Source organism: Dyella marensis (genome assembly GCF_049532885.1).
GTDB classification, from domain to species: domain Bacteria; phylum Pseudomonadota; class Gammaproteobacteria; order Xanthomonadales; family Rhodanobacteraceae; genus Dyella_D; species Dyella_D marensis.
The window spans coordinates 1,027,525-1,047,168 of sequence record NZ_CP064029.1; the positions used below are offsets into that span (position 1 = coordinate 1,027,525).

Annotated in this window: 12 protein-coding genes and 2 pseudogenes; 4 read left to right on the forward strand and 10 right to left on the reverse strand. The window is 67.8% G+C overall.

All coding sequences use genetic code 11. The features are described 5' to 3' along the window. Positions 1-63 precede the first annotated feature (63 nt). The 10 genes and pseudogenes from ISN75_RS04450 to gshB form a co-directional block, all read right to left on the reverse strand. Positions 64-330, reverse strand: coding sequence for a DUF6953 family protein (locus ISN75_RS04450; RefSeq protein ID WP_343819601.1), 267 nt, complete (start codon positions 328-330; stop codon positions 64-66). Next, positions 330-590 (reverse strand): YodC family protein, encoded by a 261-nt coding sequence (locus ISN75_RS04455; protein WP_343819603.1) that lies wholly within the window; start codon positions 588-590, stop codon positions 330-332. The genes ISN75_RS04450 and ISN75_RS04455 overlap by 1 nt, the downstream gene beginning before the upstream one ends. A gap of 378 nt (positions 591-968) precedes the next feature. Further along, positions 969-2,600, reverse strand: a complete 1,632-nt coding sequence (locus ISN75_RS04460; RefSeq protein ID WP_343819605.1) for a recombinase family protein — start codon at positions 2,598-2,600, stop codon at positions 969-971. Between the two features lie 479 nt (positions 2,601-3,079). Then, positions 3,080-8,185 (reverse strand): annotated as a pseudogene (locus ISN75_RS04465) (autotransporter-associated beta strand repeat-containing protein); the annotation flags it as partial. 1,781 nt (positions 8,186-9,966) lie between these two features. Then, positions 9,967-11,739, reverse strand: a complete 1,773-nt coding sequence (locus tag ISN75_RS04470; protein WP_167252300.1) for a hypothetical protein — start codon at positions 11,737-11,739, stop codon at positions 9,967-9,969. Positions 11,740-11,865: 126 nt separating this feature from the next. Further along, the gene (locus ISN75_RS04475; protein WP_167252299.1) at positions 11,866-12,795 is read right to left on the reverse strand and encodes an aspartate carbamoyltransferase catalytic subunit; all 930 of its coding nucleotides are present in this window, start codon (positions 12,793-12,795) and stop codon (positions 11,866-11,868) included. Beyond that, complete coding sequence (gene ruvX, locus ISN75_RS04480; RefSeq protein WP_343819608.1) at positions 12,792-13,250, reverse strand: Holliday junction resolvase RuvX; 459 nt, start codon at positions 13,248-13,250, stop codon at positions 12,792-12,794. The genes ISN75_RS04475 and ruvX overlap by 4 nt, the downstream gene beginning before the upstream one ends. Further along, positions 13,247-13,816, reverse strand: coding sequence for a YqgE/AlgH family protein (locus tag ISN75_RS04485; RefSeq protein ID WP_167252297.1), 570 nt, complete (start codon positions 13,814-13,816; stop codon positions 13,247-13,249). The genes ruvX and ISN75_RS04485 overlap by 4 nt, the downstream gene beginning before the upstream one ends. Before the next feature lie 83 nt (positions 13,817-13,899). Next, a complete protein-coding gene (locus ISN75_RS04490; protein ID WP_167252296.1) occupies positions 13,900-14,760 on the reverse strand; it encodes a TonB family protein in 861 nt (286 codons plus the stop codon). Then, a complete protein-coding gene (gene gshB, locus ISN75_RS04495; protein WP_167252295.1) occupies positions 14,757-15,734 on the reverse strand; it encodes a glutathione synthase in 978 nt (325 codons plus the stop codon). The genes ISN75_RS04490 and gshB overlap by 4 nt, the downstream gene beginning before the upstream one ends. 375 nt (positions 15,735-16,109) lie before the next feature. On the opposite strand from gshB, the gene ISN75_RS04500 reads away from it, so the two are divergent. The 4 genes and pseudogenes from ISN75_RS04500 to ISN75_RS04515 all read left to right on the forward strand — a co-directional run. Further along, positions 16,110-16,463 (forward strand): response regulator, encoded by a 354-nt coding sequence (locus ISN75_RS04500; protein WP_026633542.1) that lies wholly within the window; start codon positions 16,110-16,112, stop codon positions 16,461-16,463. Positions 16,464-16,497: 34 nt separating this feature from the next. Beyond that, positions 16,498-16,869 carry a response regulator gene (locus ISN75_RS04505; protein WP_167252294.1) on the forward strand — a complete coding sequence of 124 codons (372 nt, stop codon included), beginning with the start codon at positions 16,498-16,500 and terminating at the stop codon, positions 16,867-16,869. Positions 16,870-16,879: 10 nt separating this feature from the next. Then, positions 16,880-17,413, forward strand: coding sequence for a chemotaxis protein CheW (locus ISN75_RS04510; protein ID WP_167252293.1), 534 nt, complete (start codon positions 16,880-16,882; stop codon positions 17,411-17,413). Between the two features lie 907 nt (positions 17,414-18,320). After that, positions 18,321-19,559, forward strand: a pseudogene (locus tag ISN75_RS04515) (methyl-accepting chemotaxis protein); the annotation flags it as partial. Positions 19,560-19,644: the final 85 nt, after the last annotated feature.

The following is a 19,644-nucleotide window of genomic DNA, read 5'->3' on the forward strand; positions in this document are numbered from 1 at the left end:
CGTTTCCCCTATGACGGCTGAATCTTTTGCATTGCGTGCAGCTTGAGTGCCTAAAATACTGCTTTAGCCGCGCGCCTCACGTCCTGGCTCGTCCTCAGCAACGCGTGTTCGCCAATAGAAATCTGGCTTGACCCAGACGACGGTTTCCGCGTTTAGCTTGCGAAACGCATTCAGCAGTGCAGTTCCCACCACAAGGTTGCCGTCTGCGTTTTCATGCAACAGGTCTTCTTGACCTGATTTAACCAAATAATCGACAACATCATCTTGGTAGAGGCAGCCGTGAATGTCGACCTGTGCCTGCATCCACTGCGCGGCGTCGGTGGCGCTCATTATTTATGTGCTTGAACTGGTTCGAGAGATTCAACAGGGAAAACTCCCGTGTCTAGCTTCTTCCCAGCAAACCATTGACAACGGTATTCACCCGTCGGCTGCTTCGCCGGATAGCTGAGAATAATCTCATTCACCGTCATGTCCGGGCCGCCTGATTTGAGCTTGACGATATCGCCGAGCTTGAATGCACCTTGCTTCGCCATAGAGAGCCCGCATCCCGGTTCGGTGTACCCGAAGCATAGCGGCGGTATCGAGCGCATGAAAGATCGTGCTGGCGATGCTGACGTGGAGGCAATGGCCTACGCTTGGGCGCGTTCGATCTTTATAGGCTGCGCGTAACCCATGCAGGCATGTGCAGGAACGTGTCGCACGGGGAGGGCAGTACCTACCTACTGTCCCGCAGTCATCGCACTGCGAAATCACCGCATACGTCGCGGCCATCTGTATCCTTAGCCGTCCGCGCACAATCGGGTTGTGAAGTAGGGACGAAAGTCGGGACGGTGGATAGTGGGCAATAAAAAAGCCCATTAATTCATGGGCTTATTTACATTTCTGGCGGAGAGAGTGGGATTCGAACCCAGTGCACGTACGCCTGATTTCGAGTCGACTGCAGTTCGCGACGCAGGGATATATGCGGATCAGCCGGCTAAAGGTTGGGTACTCACCTCTTCTGCGCCAAGCCATTGCCCCGTCTTGCGGTGAATGCGTAGCGCCCGCGGGTGACCACCATGTGGCACCAGGACCAGGTCTAGTGCGGAGTTAGCAGGCTCGCCAGGCTCGACACCCACGCGGTACACCACGATGCGGGCAAAGGTGTCGGCCACCAGTTGTCGGGCTTTCAGCCGCGCATCGTAATCCTGACTCTTCACCCCGAGCACCAGCTCGCGCCAAGCTTCGGCGGTCGTCGGCGCCTTCCGGGACACGGCGGCCCATTCCGCGTCGGCGTCGGCCACCTCGCGCCGCAGTCGCTCCAGTTCTTCCTCAAGTTCGCGGACTTTGCGCAGGATGATCGCGGGCGCTGCCCCGTCATCTTGCATCAGCGCGTCGGTCAAGCGCTTGAGCTGCATCTCCACGTCGGCAACGCGTGCTTTGGCGGCGGCGAGTTTCTGGCGAGCCGGGGGATCTACAGTGCCGCGTTCCAGCAGGGCATCGAGATTGATCTGGTCCGAACAGAAGTCCAACAGTGCCCGCTCGATCGGGACAATGCTCGTGCTGCCACCCACTGAACAACGACGATAGGCCTGTCCGGAACCGCACGACAGGCGACGATAGGTGTCATGGAGCCGGCCGTCATCGTCCTTTTTTCGACTCATGAGATTCTGGGCCACCATGGCCGACCCGCAGTACCCGCACTGGGTGAGGCGCAGGCCGGTGATGATGCCCGGCAGTTCACCCTTGCCCTTGCGCCGGCCCGACTGCCGGATCTGGCCCTGCAGCTCGTCGAACGCGGCCGGGCTCAGGATGGCCGGATAGTAATCGAGTAGGTCGTAGTCGACCCCATCGACCGACAGGGTTTTGGTACCGCGCAGGGCGGGCAGGCGGAACACCTTATATAGATGCGTCGCCCGAGTCCCTTTGTTCGAGACTGAAAGTCCCGCGGCATTGAGGCGATCCACAATGGCCACCGCCCCATGCCCGGCCCGGAACAAGTCGATGGCCATCCGGACGGCGTCGACCCGTTCCGGGATAAGGTGCCAGCCATCCGACTGCCATTTCAGCCATTGGGGATCCTTGCCATTGCGGATGCGACCGCGGTAAGCGCCGTCCAGCCACCGCTCGCACTGACGACGAATGGCGGCCTTGACCCGCTTGCTCTTGGTGTCGCTTTCCTCATAGGCCCGAATCATCACCAGCAAGCTGTGGATCAGCTCCATGGGATTGGCTTTCAGTCGTTCCCGGTTGTATTCCCGCCCATCGCTGGCCGTCACTACGGTGATGCCTGCATGGATGATCTGGGCGAGCTGTGTCTGGGCCAGGAGAGGTTCGGCGCGGCTCAGTCGATCCAGGCCTTCCACGACTAGCACGGACCCCGCGGCAATCCGGCCCTCATCCACGGCGCTGAGGAAGGTGCCCAGGGCTCCTTGTTTCACATGGCGCTGGTGGTAGGCGCTCAATCCTTCGTCGCGGAGGGAGAGCGAAGCATCGAGCTGCAACTGCCGGCGCTTGGCCCAGTTGGCCGCATACTCGGTCTGGCGATCGGCACTGCTGCCGGCGGACTGTCGAGCATCACTGAAGCGTAAATAGCTATAGACCTTGATGTTTGTGTCCACGTGAAGCATCGATCCCTGAGCAAGCTACGAAGTCTATATTGGATCTCATGTGGTTGCCCAAAGAAGAAGTAACCAAGAAGAAAGGGCACCCTGCTTGGCGCCCTCAGCAGCTGCGCTGCTGAGGGTCCGTGAGGGCTGGCCGGGCTTTTTGACAGGGCATCCATGCCCTGATCAAAAAGGCGGGGACATCGTGTCCCCGCCCCCTGCGGGGCCTTTTCGTCCAGCCCTCACCGCCGGCGCCAAGGGGACCCGGTAGATCAAGAGCAGAAGCGCACCAGCGGAACGCCGCGGCTGCGCCGCGAGCTCTTCGCTCGATTTTCGCCGCGCCCTGCATCCCCCTCTCCCCTCCGGGGAGAGGGCCGGGGTGAGGGGGCGGGCGGAGCGATGCGCGGAGGGGCGAGAAAGCTCAAAAGCTTTTCTTCTCTTCGCGGAAGCGTCGTCGCGAGCACCCACCCCTCATCCGTCCTGGCCGGTGTTTCTCAGAAGGCGACGTTCACCGTCAGTCGCGCCGACTGATCCCGCGCATCGCTCGCAAACTGCCCGTGATACCCGAGATCCACCGTCACCGCGTGGCCGAGCGGGAAGCGCAACCCAAGATCCAGCACGCCCGCGTTGTTCGCCACCGGCAATCCATACACGTTGAAGCTGTCCGCACCGGCGACGAAGCGCTGGCGGCGCTCCGGCACCGTGTCGCCCCAGGCGTGCTGGTAGCCCACGCCGGCATAGGCGTGCAGGCCGCCCGGCCCCAGCTGCAGCGAGCCGCGCACGCCGCCGATGGCGGCGGTGAGATTGGACGAGCTGCCGTCGACGCTGAGTGCGGCAATGGTGCCGTGCTCGGTGAACGCATCGGTGCGCACGTGCACCTGGCTCAGGTTGACGTAGGGCTCCAGCGTGCCGCGGCCGAACTGGAACACGTAGCCGCCGTCCACGTAGGCCTGCGCGGTGTTGGCGTCGTAGCTGGCCTGCGCCGTGCCGGAGAACGGGCCGAAGGCCATGCGCCGCGTGGTGTAGATCTTCTGCCACGCATAGGCCGCGCCGCCGCGCAGGCGGAAATTGCCCAGGTTCCAGCTGGCGTAGACACCGGCATAGTTGGCCTTCGCATGCGCCGTCGAACCGAGTTCGCGCACGTTGAGGCTGTTCTGCCCGTGGCCGAGCACACCGCCCAGGCGCACGTCGCCGACTTCCGTATCCGCGCCGATCAGCAGGCCGCTGCCGTTGGCGTTCATGTCGTGCGCATTGCCGTCGCTGTCATGGTTGCCCCAGTGGCCCCACAGCGAGCTCCACACCATGTTGCCGGCGCCCGTCGCGCCTTCGGCACTCTGGCCGCCGTAGTTCGCGCCCAGCAGATGGTTGTTGATGGCGTCGCGCACGTAGTGGCTGTCGTCGAACAGCGCGGTGGTGATGCTGCCGTGCATCTCGCCGGAGAGCTGATCGAAGGCGTGGCGTGCGCTGTCGGGGTCCAGGCCGAGCAGGGCGTCGATCAGCGGCGAGCTCGGGTCCAGATGATCGAGCGCGCCGGCGGTGCTCTTCTGGTTCTTGGTGTCCGCCACGCTTTCGAAGCTGACGTCGTTGCGCTGCAGCGAGAGATTCACTGCATTGGCGGTGTAGCTGAGCAGCGGCGTGAGGAAGGTCAGGTTGGCGCTGACCGCGCCGAACTGCCCGCTCACGCCCTGTGCGGCGGTGAGGATGGTGTAGTCGGTGCGCGGCGCGTAATTGCCCGGCTGCGCCAGTACCAGCACGCTGCCGCCGAGGATGGAGGCCGTGCCGCCGACCACGATGCGGCTGCTCTGGCCCTGCGGCGTGGCACCCACCTGGTAGCTGGAGCCGGGATGGAACACCGCATTGCCGGTCACCGTGAGCGTGCCGGTGGTGTTGCCGGGAATCACCGTGCCGGACAGGTCCAGCCCGCCGATGGTGCCGATGCCGCCGAGCGTGGCGCCGCCGTTCACCGTGACGTTGCTGCCCAGAGTGGCGCCGGGATGGCTGTTGTCGCCGACGATCAGCGTGCCGGCGGCGACCGTGGTGGCGCCCGACAATGGATTGACCGTGTCCAGCGTGAGCATGCCGGCCCCGGATTTCAGCAGCGTACCGCTGCCGGACAGCGTGCCGTTGAACGTGCCGTCCGTGCCCTGGTTGAAGATCAGCGCGGCGTTGTCGGTGATATTGCCCTGCAGGCTGGTGCTGTCGCCCTGCAGTGCGCCCGCGCTGATGGTGGTGCCGCCGCTGTAGCTGTTCGCGCCGCTCAGCGTGAGCGTGCCGGCGCCGAGCTTGGTCACCGAGCCGGTGCCGCTGATGACGCCGCCGAAGCTGCCGGCGGCGCCCTGGTTGAAGATCAGCGAGGCGTTATCGGTGATGTTGCCCTGCAGGCTGGTGCTGTCGCCCTGCAGCGCGCCCGCGCCGATGGTGGTGCCGCCGCTGTAGCTGTTCGCGCCGCTCAAGGTAAGCGTGCCGGCGCCGAGCTTGGTCAGCGAGCCGCTGCCGCTGACAGTGCCGGCGAAGGTGCCGTCCGCACCCTGGTTGAAGATCAGCGAGGCGTTGTCGGTGATGTTGCCCTGCAGGCTGATGGTGTCGCCCTGCAGCGCGCCGGCGCTGATGGTGGTGCCGCCGCTATAGGTATTCGCACCGCTCAGCGTCACCGTGCCGGCGCCGAGCTTGGTCAGTGAGCCGCTGCCGCTGACGATGCCGGCGAAGCTGCCATCCGTGCCCTGGTTGAAGATCAGCGAAGCGTTGTCGGTGATGTTGCCCTGCAGGCTGGTGGTATCGCCCTGCAGCGCGCCGGCGCTGATGGTGGTGCCGCCGCTGTAGCTGTTCGCGCCGCTCAGCGTGACCGTGCCGGTGCCGAGTTTGGTGAGCGAACCGCTGCCGGCGATGGCGCCGGTGAAGGTGCCGTCCGTGCCCTGGTTGAAGATCAGCGACGCGTTGTCGGTGATGTTGCCCTGCAGGCTGCTCGTATCGCCTTGCAGCGCACCCGCGCTGATCGTCGTACCGCCGGTGTAGCTGCTGGCACCGCTGAGCGTCAGCGTTCCCGCACCGAGCTTGGTCACCGTGCCGGTGCCGGAGAGGCTGCCGGCGAACGTGCCGTTCGCACCCTGATCGAACACCAGCGCCGCGTTGTCGAGGATATTGCCCTGCAGGCTGGCCGCATCGCCCTGCAGCGTGCCCGCGCTGACCGTGGTGCCGCCGCTGTAGGTGTTCGCGCCGGTCAGCACCAGCGTGCCCGCGCCGAGCTTGCTCAGGCCACCGGTGCCGCCGAGCGCCTGGTTGACGGTGAACACGTTGGCGGCATCGGCGATATCGAAACCGCCGCCCGGCGCGCTGAGCGTGATCGCGCGCGCGGTCGACTGGAATGCCGTGCCGGTCACCTGCAGGATGCCGCCTTCGAAATCCAGGCCCGCACTGGCGGCACCGAGGTTGGCATCGGTGCTGACCGACAAGGTGCCCGCGCTCAGCATGGTGCCTTGCGTGTAGGTGTTGCTGCCGCCGAGCACCAGGGTGCCGGCGCCGGTCTTGTTGAAGCCCAGGCCCGTCAGTGTGTTGTCGACCGTGGCCACCCATGCGGTACTTGCCGCGCTGCCGTCGCCGACGCGGATCTCGCTGAGCGCACCGGGCGTCGGCGCGACCAGGCCGAGCGCGTCGCCGACCAGGTGGAAGCCGTCGTTGGCGAACTGCATGCCCAGCGCCGTCACCGCGCCGCCGGTGTTGTCGACCGTGACCGTGCCGGCGTCGCCGCCGAAGATGGCGAAGGCATCGGCCGGTTGGCGCGAGGAAGTCACCGCGCCCACGGCATCCGTCCAGTTCGCCTGCGGAACCGACCAGATGCCGCTGCCGCCGCCCATGCGCGTGCTGTTGGCCAGGCCGTTGGCGTTCCAGAAATTCAAGGTCAGGCCGTTGGTGTTGATCAGGTTGATCTGCTTGCTGGCGGTGAGGTTCTGGATGGTGAAGCCCGAGGGCGGCGCGATGCCGCCATTGGTTTCGGTCAGCGTGCCGCCGTAGGTGAACAGGTTGTACAGGCCGGGGCCGAAGCCGCCGGCATCGATGGGATTGAGCGTGGCGCCGTTGATGGCGAGGTTGCCGTTGACCACCACGTTGTGGCCGGTGCCGGGCGTGGTGAAGTCCGGGCCGGGTGCGCCGAAGGAGAAGTCGAGCACGCTGCCTTGCGCCAGGGTGAGGTTGCTGTTCACCGTCAGCGAACCGGTGGGATTGCCCGGCGCGAGATGGCCGCCGTTCTGCACGGTGACGCTGCCGGCGACGGTGCCGAAGCCGCCGAGCGAAGCGCCGCTGGCCACGCTCACGTCGCCGCCGATGGAGGCACCGGCATGCGCGGCATCGCCGACCGTCAGGCTGCCGCCCTGCACGGTGGTCAGGCCGGTGTAGGTGTTCACGCCGTTGAGCACGAGTGCGTTGGCGGTATTGGTCAGGCCGCCGGTGCCCTGGATCACGCCATCGAAACTGCCGCCGCCGCTGCCGCCCACGCTGAGCGTGTTGGCGCCGAGATTGACGGTGCCGCCGGCGCCGGCCAGCGCGCCGATGGTCTTGTTGCCGCCGGCGGAGATATCGAAGGTGCCGCCCGCGCCCAGCGTCAGCGCGCTGCCGCCGGCGAGCGCGCCGCCCACGCCCAGCGCCAGCGTGCCATTGAGGATGCTGGTGCCGCCGCTATAGGTGTTGGCGCCGGTGAGGGTTTGCGTGCCGCTGCCGTTGATCGTCACCGAGCCGGTGCCGCTGATGGTGCCGGCGAAGCTGCTGCTGCCGGCGGGTGCGAGAGTCAACGCGTTCGCGCCCAGCGCCACCGAACTGCCGGCCACGCCGGAGAGATTGGCAAGGCTCTGCGCGCCGGCGGCGGAGAGATCGAGCGTGGCGCCCGGTGCTGCCAGGCTGACCGCGCCGCTGGGCGCAAGCGCGCCGCCGGCGCCCAGCGCCAGCGTGCCGGCGCCGACGGTGGTGCCGCCGGTGTAGGTGTTCACGCCGCTCAGGGTCAGCGTGCCGGCGCCTAGCTTGAGGATGCCGCCGGTGCCGCCGATGGTGCCGGCGAAGCTGCTGCCGGTCGCATCGCCCAGGGTCAGCGTGTTCGCACCCAGCGCGACCTGGGTGCCGGCCACACCGGACAGCGCGCCGATGGTCCGGCTGGAGGTGGCGCCGCTGATGTCGAAGCCGCTGCCGGCATTGTTGAGCGCCACCGCGCCGGTGGCGGCGAGCGTGCCGGTCCCGCTGAGCGCCAGCGTGCCCGCATTGATCGCGGTGCCGCCGGTAAAGGTGTTGGCGCCGGCCAGGGTCAGCGTGCCTGCGCCTTGCTTGGCGATGCCGCCGGTGCCGCCGATCGCGCCGGCGAACGTGCTGTTGGCGCTGTCGCCGAGCGTGAGCGTGCGCGCGCCCAGTGCGATCGTGGTGCCGGTGCCGCCGCTCAGCATGCCGATGGTGCGATTGCCGCTGGCACCGGAGATATCGAAGCCGGAACCCGCGTTCTGCAGATTGACCGCGCCGCCGGCCACCAGCGCGCCGTTGCCGCTGAGCGCGAGCGTGCCGGCGTTGATGGTGGTGCCGCCGGTGTAGGTCTCGGCGGCGCTCAGGCTCACCGTGCCCGTGCCGCTCTTGGTCAGCGCACCGGTGCCGGACAGCACGCCGGACAAGGTGAAGTCGTTGCCGCCGGTGACGGTGAGGCCGCCGGCGTTGAGCAGCACCGCCTTGCTCAGCGTCGAGCCGGCGGTGCTGGCGGCGAGGCCGCCGCCATTGGAAGCGATGCTGGCGGCGCTGCCGAAGTTGGCGTCGGCGTCGAACTGGGCCACGCCGCCATTGAGCACGGCGTCGCCGCTGACCAGGGCGCCGGACAGGCTCCAGGTGCCGCTGTTCACGATCAGGTGCTGGAAATTGACGTAGGTGCCGGAGGCGGCGCTACCCGTGCCGGTGGCGCCGGAACCCGGCCCGGCCACCACGTTCTGCAAGGTCAGCGTGTTGTTGCCGCCAGCGCCGCCGTCGATCTGCCCGGTGGGCGCGAAGTTGAGATTGATGCCGAGCACGCCGAGCAGGTTCAGGCCCAGGCTGCCGCCGGCGTTGACGTTGGAGCCGGTCACCGCGGTGAAGGTATTGGTGCTGTTGGTGCCCATCGACACGCTGCCGCTGATGGTGCCGGCGTTGATGTACGTGTTGCCCGCGGCGGAGCTTTCGAACGCGGTGCGGCCGGTGACGGTGCCGGTGTTGGTGAAGTTGACCTGCGCGCCGCCGTAGGCAGCCACCACCGGTGCATCGGAGCCGAGCAAGGTGACGCCGAGCAGGGCGGAGGAACCGATGCTGCCGGAGTTGGTGATGGTGGTGGTGCCGCCACCGCCATTGCGCACGGCCAGCGCCATGCCGGTGAGGTCGGCCAGGTTCAGGCCGAGCAGCCCGGTGGTGCCCTTCATCGTGCCCTGGTTGCTCACGGTCACGGTGCTGCCCGGAATGGAGGCGCCGAGATTCGGATTGCCGATCACCGTGCCCGAAGACAAGAGGCTGAGCAGTCCGAGCAGGGACGGATCGATGGTGCCGGCGTTGTTGAGCGTGGTGCCGTTGCCGGTCAGCGACATCGCGGTGCCGCCCAGGCCGAGCAGCACGCCGGTGGAACCGCCGGCGTTGACGTTGACGGTGAGGTTGTCGGCGCTGCTGGCGTACGAAGGCGCCAGCGGATTGGCCGCGCCCGAGCAGGTGACGGTGGCGCCGTTGGTGGGATTGATCGGCGAGCAGGCGGCCATGGCCGATGGCGGCGGCACGGCGGCGCATGCGGCGAGGCAGGACAGCGCGAGCAGGCGGCGCGCGGGCAGGCGGCGCGTTCCTCCCGGCGGAACCGCGGTGCATGGTGCATCAGCCAGTTCGGAGGCGACTTGACCGTGACCATCGAAAACCACACACAGCGTACGGTTCCAGACGAGCCGGTAAATGCGATTCATGTTGTACCCCTGTCGAGTGAGCCGGTGCCGGGCGGCTGTACTGCGTGTTGACGGGGCTCTCCTATGAGCCCCGGACGTGCAGCACGCGCATTCGCGGACGGTGCCGGACGGGCCGGCGGTCGCTGCGGTGCGCGTGAAAGGGGGTGGCTGGAATCAGCCGGTAAGGTTCAGTGCGGCGAGGTGTAGCGGGGCGGAGCGTCGTTCCACAAAGCGATGACCATCTGACACCTCCTGTGCAATGGACCGGGACGAACTGCGCTGGTCTGCCGTGGCGATCGCGCCCCCTGTGGATGCGATGCCCCGGCGATTCTATGGGGGCCAAATGTTGAATGGCGGTGAAAATACGCCCGGCCGGAGAAAAATGAAACGGGGTGTCAAGGCACGCCGGCGTTCCAACAGAAACGGGGCGCCAAGGCGCCCCGTTTGTTCTCGAATCGCCGGTGGATGGCGAATTACTTCAGCTCGGTCTGCGTGGTCATCACCATGCCGCCGGCTTCCACGTGCACCTCGCCGCTGATCGACTTGATGCGCTCGGCCTGCTGGCGCATGGTCTCGAACTGCGCCTTGGCGCGTTCGGCCGCGGCCTGGGCCTTGGCGGTCTCTTCCTTGTTGGCGTCGTCGCCGTCCTCGTGGTTCATGGAATCGGTCAGCTCCTTGAGGCGGTCCGACTTCTCTTCCATGGCCTTGATCCAGGACACGTACATGTCGCCGCTCAGGTGCACGCGGCCCATCTGGCCGGCGTCGCCGGTGGGGGCCTTGAGCATGGCGCCGAGCTTGGCGTCCTGGCCTTCGCCGATGGCCATGGCCAGGGCCTTGTCGCCCATCGCCAGCCATACCGGCTGGCCGAGCGCGGCGGTCATGTCCGGCGGCAGCGCCACCGGCTTGCCGTCGGGCGTGAGCTTGAGCTGGGCCAGGGCCGGCGAGGCCATGCTGCCCATCGCGGCCAGGCCGGCCGGATTGGTGGTGCCGACCAGCACGCGGCCGGTGAACTTCGGCGTGGCGCTGCTGGCGTCGAAGCTGTCCAGCGACACGCGCAGGCCCAGCAGGTCGCCGAACGGCGGCATCGCGGCCTGCTGCGCCACCTGGCCCAGCTTGGCGAAGCCTTCGTTGAGGTTGGCCAGCGAGGCGCAGCCGAACGGCTTGGCCGCCACGGCCTCGGCCTGGGCGGCCCAGAACGTGCGCAGCGTGCCGACCGGCAGGGCCAGGCTCATGTCCATCGGCGCGTCGGCGGCCACGCCCAGGCCCGGCAGCTCGACCTTGAGGCCGGTGAAGGCCTTGGTCACGTCGTCGGCCAGGGCCACGTCCCAGCGCAGGTCCTGGTGCTTGGGATCGAGCTTGGTGTAGCCGAAGCTCATCGCCGGCACACGGCCGGCGATGCGCACGGCGTCGGCTTCGCAGGCCGGCGAGATGCCCGGCTGGGTCGCCACCGGCTCGCCGGTCTTGGCCGATTCGGCCTGCTGGTGCGCCTTGTACATGGCGGCGAACAGCGGGTCCTTGCCGCTGGCGGCCAGCGGCAGCAGGCGGGCGAGATCGACCTGGCCCACGGCCCAGGGCTTGTAGCCCTTGTCCTTGGCCAGCTGTTCCAGGCGGCCGTCGTCCTGCAGGTTCTTGGCCGGGCGGTCCAGGCCCAGCGCCTGGCGCAGCAGCGGCTGCGGCGCGTCGGCCGGCAGCACCGCGGCCACCGCCTGCTTGCCGACCACGGCCAGGATCACCTGGGTGCCGGCCTCGGCGGAGGCATGCTTGCGGTAGGTGACGCCGCCTTCGGTGGCGGTGTCGAGCTTCTTGCCGTAGGCGGTTTCCAGGCGGCCGATGAAGGCGTCGAAGGCCTTGCCGTCGGCCAGCTCGAAGCGCATCACCGGGGCCAGCCCCAAGCCGTAGATGGCCGAATGGCCCTTCATGTTCACGCCCACGTTTTGCGCGAACGCCCCGATGCTCTTGCCGTCGAGTTCGGCGATGAAGGCCTTGAGCAGGTTGGCCGTGTCGGCGTCCTTCTCCTTCAGGTCCTCGGCGGCAGCCTTCAGCTGGGCCAGCTGGCCCGGCAGCTGGGCGTCGGCCTGCGCGATCAGCGCATTGCGGGTGTCCTCGTCCAGCACCTCCAGGTTGGCCACCACGTACGGCGTATCCGCCGGTACGAAGGCCAGCGGGGCGTCCTTGTCCTTGTGGCCGCAGGCCGCCAGCAGCACGCCGGCGACAGCCAGCGCCAGGTAGCGCTTACTCACTCGCATGTCGATTCCCTGAGATAGATAGAAGAAGGTGTAGCGCCGCGCATTATGCCCGTTTCGCTCGGCACTTGCGGGCGAAACAGTGGGCATTCCCGGGCGTTCGGGGAGGGGCGGCGCCCTACGCGGGGCTTACGGGCGCGCCAGCATCTCGGCCAGCACGGCCATGCGCACGAACACGCCGTTGCCGACCTGCTCCAGGATGCGCGACTGCGCCCCGTCGGCCACCTCGGAGCTGATCTCGATGCCGCGGTTGAGCGGGCCCGGGTGCATCACCAGGGCATTGCGCGCGGCGCGCGCCAGGCGGCGCGCGTCCAGGCCGTAGCGCTTGAAGTAGTCGGCCTCGTCCTGCAGGTCGGTGGCGGCCATGCGCTCCTTCTGCAGGCGCAGCATGATCACCACGTCGGCGCCTTCCACCGCCTGGTCGAAATCGGTGAAGCGCTGGCAGTGCGGCATCTCGTGCTCGGTGGGCATGAGCGCGGCCGGGGCGCACAGGCGGATGTCGCGCACGCCCAGCGCGGCCAGCGCGTGCACGTCCGAGCGCGCCACGCGCGAGTGCTTCACGTCGCCGCAGATCACCACGCCCAGGTTCTCGAACTCCGGCCGGTGCTGGCGGATGGTCAGCATGTCCAGCAGGCCCTGGGTGGGGTGGGCGCGGTTGCCGTCGCCGGCATTGACCACCGACACGCCGCTCATGGCGTGGCGCACCAGCTCGTCCGGCGTGCCGGAGATCTTGTGGCGCACGATGATCGCGTCCAGGTGCATGGCTTCCAGCGTGTGCAGGGTGTCGTACAGCTCCTCGCCCTTGCTGGTGGAGGAGAAGCCGATGTCGAAGTTGATGACGTCGGCGCCGAGCCGGCGCGCGGCCAGCTCGAACGAGGTGCGCGTGCGCGTGGACGGCTCGAAGAACAGGTTCAGGATGGTGCGCCCGCCCAGCAGGTCCAGCTTGCGCGTGCCGTGCGCGCAGGCGTCGCGCATGGCGACGGCGCGGTCGAGCAGGCGCTCGATGGTGGCGCGCGGCATGTTTTCGAGCGTGGTGAGGTGGCGCAGGCGAGGTGTCATGGCGGGGGCGGATCGGCAAGGGTGGAAGTGGCGTCGGCTGGCTGGGCCAGCCAGCGCTCCAGGATCACCGCGGCGGCTTCGGCGTCGATGGCGCTGGCGTCGCGGCGTTTCTTCAGGCCCGCGGCGCGGGCGCCGGCGAAGCGGCGGGCCGCTTCCTGCGAGCTGTGGCGTTCGTCGATCAGCGCGACCGGCAGCGCATAGCGCCGGCCCAGCCGCTCGGCCAGGCGGCGCGCGCCGCGGCTGGCGGCCTGTTCGTCGCCTTCGAGCGTCAGCGGCAGGCCGATCACCAGGGTGTCGGGCTGCCATTCGCGGCGCAGGGCGTCGAGCTTGTTCCAGTCCGGTTCGCCGTCGCGCACCGGCACCACGGCCAGGGCGCGGGCCAGGCCGGTGAAACGGTTGCCGACCGCGACGCCGAGCAGCCGGCTGCCGTAGTCGAAACCGAACACACAGCTCATGCGTGACCCACGTAGCCCGGCAACTGCAGCGGATTGACCCCGACCAGGCCGGCGGCGGCGCTCCAGCGTTCCTCCAGCGGGGTGTCGAACACGATGCGCTCGCTCGCCTCCACGGTGAGCCAGCTGTTGTCTTTCAGCTCCTGCTCCAGCTGGCCGGCGCTCCAGCCGGCGTAGCCCAGCGCCATCAGCGCCTGGCGCGGACCGGTGCCCGCCGCGATGGCGATGAGGATGTCGCGCGAGGTGGTCACCGACCAGTGGTCGTTGATGCGGTAGCTGGATTCCCAGTGGCCTTCCTCGCGATGCAGCACGAAGCCGCGCTCCTGCTGCACGGGGCCGCCGATCAGCACGGGCAGGTCGGAGACTTCCGGGTCGTCGCATTCGAGCTTCATCTGCCGGAGCACGTCGCCCAGGCGGTACTCGGAGAGCTGGTTGACCAGCAGCCCCACCGCGCCATCTTCGTCGTGCTGGCAGATGAAGGCCACGCCGCGCGAGAACGGCGGTTCGGCCAGGCTGGGCATGGCGATCAGGAAATGACCGGCGAGAGACGAGGGAGGGACGGCGCTCATGCCCCGCATTGTAAGCGCAGGGGGTGCCGGTAGGGTGAGGACGAGGTTGGCGGAACGTGCAGCCGCGGACAGGCGGGGCCGTTTCAGCGCGTATGCAGCACGTTGTCTTCCTGGAACTGCCAGGTGCGCGTGATGTGCAGTTCGTCCACGCGCTCGCCGCCCTGCGGCAGCGGCGGGAACGGCGCGGCCAGGCGCACGATGCGCTCGGCGGCCTTGTCCAGCAGTTCCTGGCCGGAGCTGCTGATCACTTCGATGTCCATCACCTTGCCGTCGCGGTCCAGGGTCACCGTGAGCAGCACGTCGCCGTGCAGCTTCTGGCGGCGCGCGGCGTCCGGATAGTTGAGATTGCCCACGCGCTCGATCCGGTCCACCCAGTTGCGCATGTAGCCGGCGTAGGCGTACTCGCTGGTGTTGGAGGAGATGAACTTCTTCTTGGGGCGCTTGGCGTAGGCCTCCTGGATGCGCCGCTTCTCGGCCGCCAGCTGGGCGGCTTCCATCTGCACGCGGTCGGCGTCGGAGGCCGGCAGCGCGCTGTCGCTGCGCTGCGGCTGGGCGCTGTCGGAGTTCACGCTGAAGCGGCTGTTGCCGGTAGTGGTGAGCAGGCGGTCCTGGGTGGCGTCCTGCGGGCGCGCCGCGGTGGCCTGCTGGGCGCGCTCGGCCACGCCGGGGTCCGGCTTGGGCAGCGGGCCGGAGAACGGCTGCGACGGGCGCGCCGCCTTGTCCTGCTCGCCGCCGCCGCGGTTGCTGGCCTGGGCCAGGAAGTCGGCCTGCTCGGGCTTCTCGCGGTTGGCCACGTCCACCAGGGTCACGTCCAGCGTGGGCAGGGCCGGCTTCGGCTTCACGTAGCCGAAGGTGATGCCCAGCAGCAGCACGCCGTGCAGCAACAGCGAGAACAGCAGGGTGGCGCCGATCAGGTCGGCGCCCCGGGGTGCGGGTTGACTCACGCGGAACGCTTTCCGTGGATGTGGTGTTCGATGACGTCGAACAGCTGGCCGCAGATATTAAGCCCGAACTGCTTGTCCAGTTCGCGCGCGCAGGTTGGCGATGTGACGTTGATCTCAGTGAGGTAGTCGCCGATCACGTCCAGCCCCACGAACCACAGGCCGCGCCTGCGCAGCTCCGGCGCCACCTGCGCGACGATCCAGCGGTCGCGCTCGGTCAGCGGCACGCCCTCGCCGCGGCCGCCGGCGGCCAGGTTGCCGCGGAATTCGTCGCCCTGGGGAATGCGTGCGAGCGCATAGGGCACCGCCTCGCCGTCCACCACCAGGATGCGCTTGTCGCCCGCGCTGATCTGCGGAATGAACTTCTGCGCCATCACGAACTGCGCCTGGGCACTGTGCAGGCCGCCGCTGAGCAGGGTTTCCAGCATCGAATTGAGATTGCTGTCGCCGGCGCGCACGCGGAAGATGCCGCGCCCGCCCATGCCGTCCAGCGGCTTGAGCACCACCTCGCCGTGCTCGGCCACGAAGCGGCGCAGGTCGGCCTTGTCGCGGGACAGCAGGGTGGGGGCCATGCACTGGCCGAAGTCCAGCGCGTACATCTTCTCGTTGCAGTCGCGCAGCGCCTGCGGGTCGTTCACCACCATCACGCCGGCGCGCTGGGCCAGCGACAGCACCATGGTGTCGTAGATGAACTGGGAGTCGACCGGCGGGTCCTTGCGCATCAGCACCACGTCCACCCCGGCCAGCTCCTGCCAGCGCGCCTCGCCCAGGCTGAACCAGCCGGACGGGTCGTCCTTCACGGTCAGCGGGGCCAGCCGGGCCCAGGCGCGGCCGTCGCGCACGGCCAGGTCGCCCTGTTCCATGTACAGCAGCGCATGGCCGCGGCGCTGGGCTTCCAGCAGCATGGCGAAGGTGGTGTCCTTGGCGATCTTGATGGCGCGGATGGGGTCCATCAGCACGGCGACCGAAAGGGCCATCGTCATTCTCCGGTAGTGGGTGCCCCGTAGACTGGCGCGTTCTTGCCGGGCCGGCGGCGCACCAGGTCGATCGGGTGGGAAGACGCGCATGTTCGCCGAGCCGCGTCACGGCCGGCAAGCTATGTGAAGTCGTGCCGCACGGCTCAACCGCGAGGAATTTGGCTTGACGCCACGGCGGGCAGGCGGTAAACAGCACGGACAATCGTCCGCCCACGAGCGGATGAATAGGTGGGCAATCTTGCGGGATTCTTTTCGTCCACATGGAGCCGACGGCCCTGGCGCTGTCGGCTTCGTGTCTACCTGAGCCTGGGGCGGGTCACAGGGGGGTGTGTGAACTTGAACATAAGTGGAAATGGCCTGGCCGGTCTGAAGGTCATGGTGATCGACGACTCGAAAACGATCCGTCGCACGGCGGAAACCTTGCTGAAGAAGGAAGGTTGCGACGTGCTCACGGCCGTCGACGGGTTTGAAGCGCTCGCCAAGATCTCGGACCAGAAGCCCGCCATCATCTTCGTCGACATCATGATGCCGCGCCTTGACGGTTACCAAACCTGCGCGCTCATCAAGAACAATCCGCAATTCCGGTCGACGCCCGTGATCATGCTGAGCTCGAAGGATGGCCTGTTCGACAAGGCCCGCGGCCGCATCGTCGGCGCTGAGCAGTATCTGACCAAGCCGTTCACGCGCGACGAACTGCTTGGAGCCATCCATCGCCATGTCACGGTGTAAGACCACCATCGACTACAGGGGCTGAGGGGGACCTGTGGCCAATATTCTCATCATCGACGACTCGCCGACCGACGTGCGCGTGTTCACCACGCTGCTGGAGCGCGCCGGGCATACGGTCGATTCCGTCAACAACGCCGAGGAGGGCATCGAGCGCGTGCGCTCGGAACTGCCCGCCCTGGTCATCATGGACGTGATCATGCCCGGCATGAACGGGTTCCAGGCCACGCGCACGCTGACGCGCGACCCTGTGACCAAGGATGTGCCGATCGTGATGATCACCACCAAGTCCATGGAGACCGACCGCGTGTGGGGTTTGCGCCAGGGCGCCCGCGCCTTCATCACCAAGCCGGTGAACGAGAAGGAGCTGCTGGCGTGCATCAACGATCTGCTGCCCAACGCGGCCTGAGGTCTACCCGATGAGCCAGACCTTGTCCCCGTTCGAGATCCTCGCGCGCTACGAGCGGCTGTCGCTGACCCATGCTTCGGATACGCCCGAAAAGCTGGAAGCGCCCGGCCTGTGGCGCGGCATCGGCTACCGCGTGGGTTCGCGCCTGTTCGTCAGCGGCATCGACGAGATCAGCGAACTGCTCGCCGTGCCTTCGCTGACCCCCGTGCCCGGCACCCAGGCCTGGCTGCTGGGCGTGGCCAACGTGCGCGGCAACCTGGTGCCGGTGGTGGACCTGGGGCGCTTCCTGTTCGCCGAGCGCACCCTGCACACCGAGCGCAGCCGCCTGCTGGTGGTGCGCCAGGGCGCCGGCAGCGTGGCGCTGCTGGTGGACGAGGTGTTCGGCCAGCGCACGGTGGATACCGAAGCGCGCCGGGCGGCCGAGCAGGAAGACGATCCGCGCCTGTCGCGCTTCGTCGAGGAAAGGGTAGGAGAACCCCGGCTGGCGGTTTTCAGCATGGGACGCCTGGTGCGTGCCCCGGACTTCCGCCAGGCCGCGGCCTGAGGCAGTAACCGGTAGTGAGTAGGACCGGTGCCGGGTCGCGGCCGGATTGACGGGCTTTGAAATTCCCAACCGATGCCGCAACGACGGCGTGGCGTAGACGGGTGAGGTAACGCACATGAGCACTACAGGGGGCGTCGGCAAGGAGCGGGGCTATACCGGCCTCATCGTCTTGCTGGTGGTCGCGATCGGCTTCGCGGCGCTGGACTTCTTCATGCTTAACGCGAAGAACGGCGAGGACCGCCAGGCCATCGGCCTGACCACGCAGATCCAGGTGTTGTCGCAGCAGACCGCCAAGTACGCGCTGGAGGCGTCGGACGGCAACGTCGACTCCTTCAAGGAGCTGGAAACCAATCGCAACGCGATCGATTCCGCGGTCCAGCGCCTGAATGCCGGCGACACCAAGAGCGGCATGAAGGCCTATGCCGACAACAGCGCCTCCCCGGCCGGCCGCGCGGTGGCCGCGCTGAGCAATGCCTGGAAGCAGCTGGACGCGGACATCGGCAAGATCCTGTCGAACAAGGCCCTGGTGCTGGATTCGGCCCAGCGCGCCGGCACCCTGTCGCGCGAACTGCCCGTGCTGAACTCCAGCATGGAGCAGGTGGTGAACATCCTGCAGCAGCGCGGCGGCAGCGCCGAGCAGACCTACACCTCGGCGCGCCAGATGCTGCTGGCCGACCGCATGATCCGCCGCGTGCAGGAGATCCTGCAGGGCGGCGACGCCTCGCAGCCGGCGGCCGACGGCCTGGCCCGCGACGGCCAGCTCTACGGCGGCGTGCTCAAGGGCCTGCAGGAAGGCAACGCCGAAGTCGGCGTGCGTTCGATGAACGACGCCAACGCCCGCAAGATCCTGGGCGACATGCAGATCAAGTGGGACAGCCTGCAGGACCCGGTGACCAAGCTGGTCGGCGCGGCCGGCAACCTGTCCGAAGTGAAGCGCGCGGGCAACCAGGCTTCGCTGGATTCGCAGAACGTGCTGCTGCGCGCGAACGAACTCTCGGAGCAGATCGGCAAGCTGCCGCTGCGCCGCCTGTTCCCGAACGTGTGGTGGGGCGTGCTGGGCGCCGGCGGCGCCGCCGCCTTCGCCGTGCTGCTGGTGTTCACCCTGGTCCGCGACCAGCGCCGCCGCTTCCAGGAATCGGCCGAGCTGAACCAGCGCAACCAGGAGGCGATCATGCGCCTGCTGGATGAAATGGGCTCGCTCGCGGAAGGCGACCTGACGGTGAAGACCACCGTCACCGAGGACATCACCGGCGCCATCGCCGACTCGGTGAACTACGCCATCGACGAGCTGCGCACCCTGGTGACCACCATCAACGAGACCTCCGAGCAGGTGTCGTCGTCGGCGCAGGAAACCCAGACCACCGCGCGCCACCTGGCCGACGCGGCGCAGAGCCAGGCGGCGCGCATCAGCACGGCCACCTCGGCGATCAACCAGATCGCCAGCCTGATGGACAACGTGTCGAAGGACTCCGCCGAATCGGCCGACGTGGCCGAACGCTCGGTGCGCATCGCCTCGCGCGGCGCCGAAGTGGTGCGCGAAACCATCTCCGGGATGGACTCGATCCGCGACCAGATCCAGGAAACCTCCAAGCGCATCAAGCGCCTGGGCGAGTCCTCCCAGGAAATCGGCTCGATCGTGGAACTGATCAACGACATTGCCGAGCAGACCAACATCCTCGCGCTGAACGCCGCCATCCAGGCGGCCTCGGCGGGCGAGGCGGGCCGCGGCTTCGCGGTGGTGGCGGACGAAGTGCAGCGACTGGCCGAACGCTCGGCCAGCGCGACCAAGCGAATCGAAACGCTGGTGCAGGCGATTCAGTCCGACACCAACGAAGCGGTCAACTCCATGGAGCAGACCACCGCGGAAGTGGTGGCCGGCGCCCGCAAGGCCGAGGACGCGGGCAGCGCGCTGGGCGACATCGAACGCGTGTCGCACGATCTGTCCGCGCTGATTCAGAACATCTCGGCCGCGGCGCGCGAGCAGTCCATCGCGGCGACGGACATCTCGCAGTCGATGAACGCGATCCAGGAAATCACTTCGCAGACCTCGCAGGGCGCGAGCCAGACGGCCGAGTCGATCGGCTACCTGGCCCAGCTGGCCAGCGATCTGCGGCGCTCGGTGGCGCACTTCAAGCTGCCGGGCTGACGACAAGAAACAGGTACGGGCGCGCGCATTCCCATGAGCGCGTCCGAGGACAGGGGGGCAACCTCGACGGTTGCGTGACACGCGT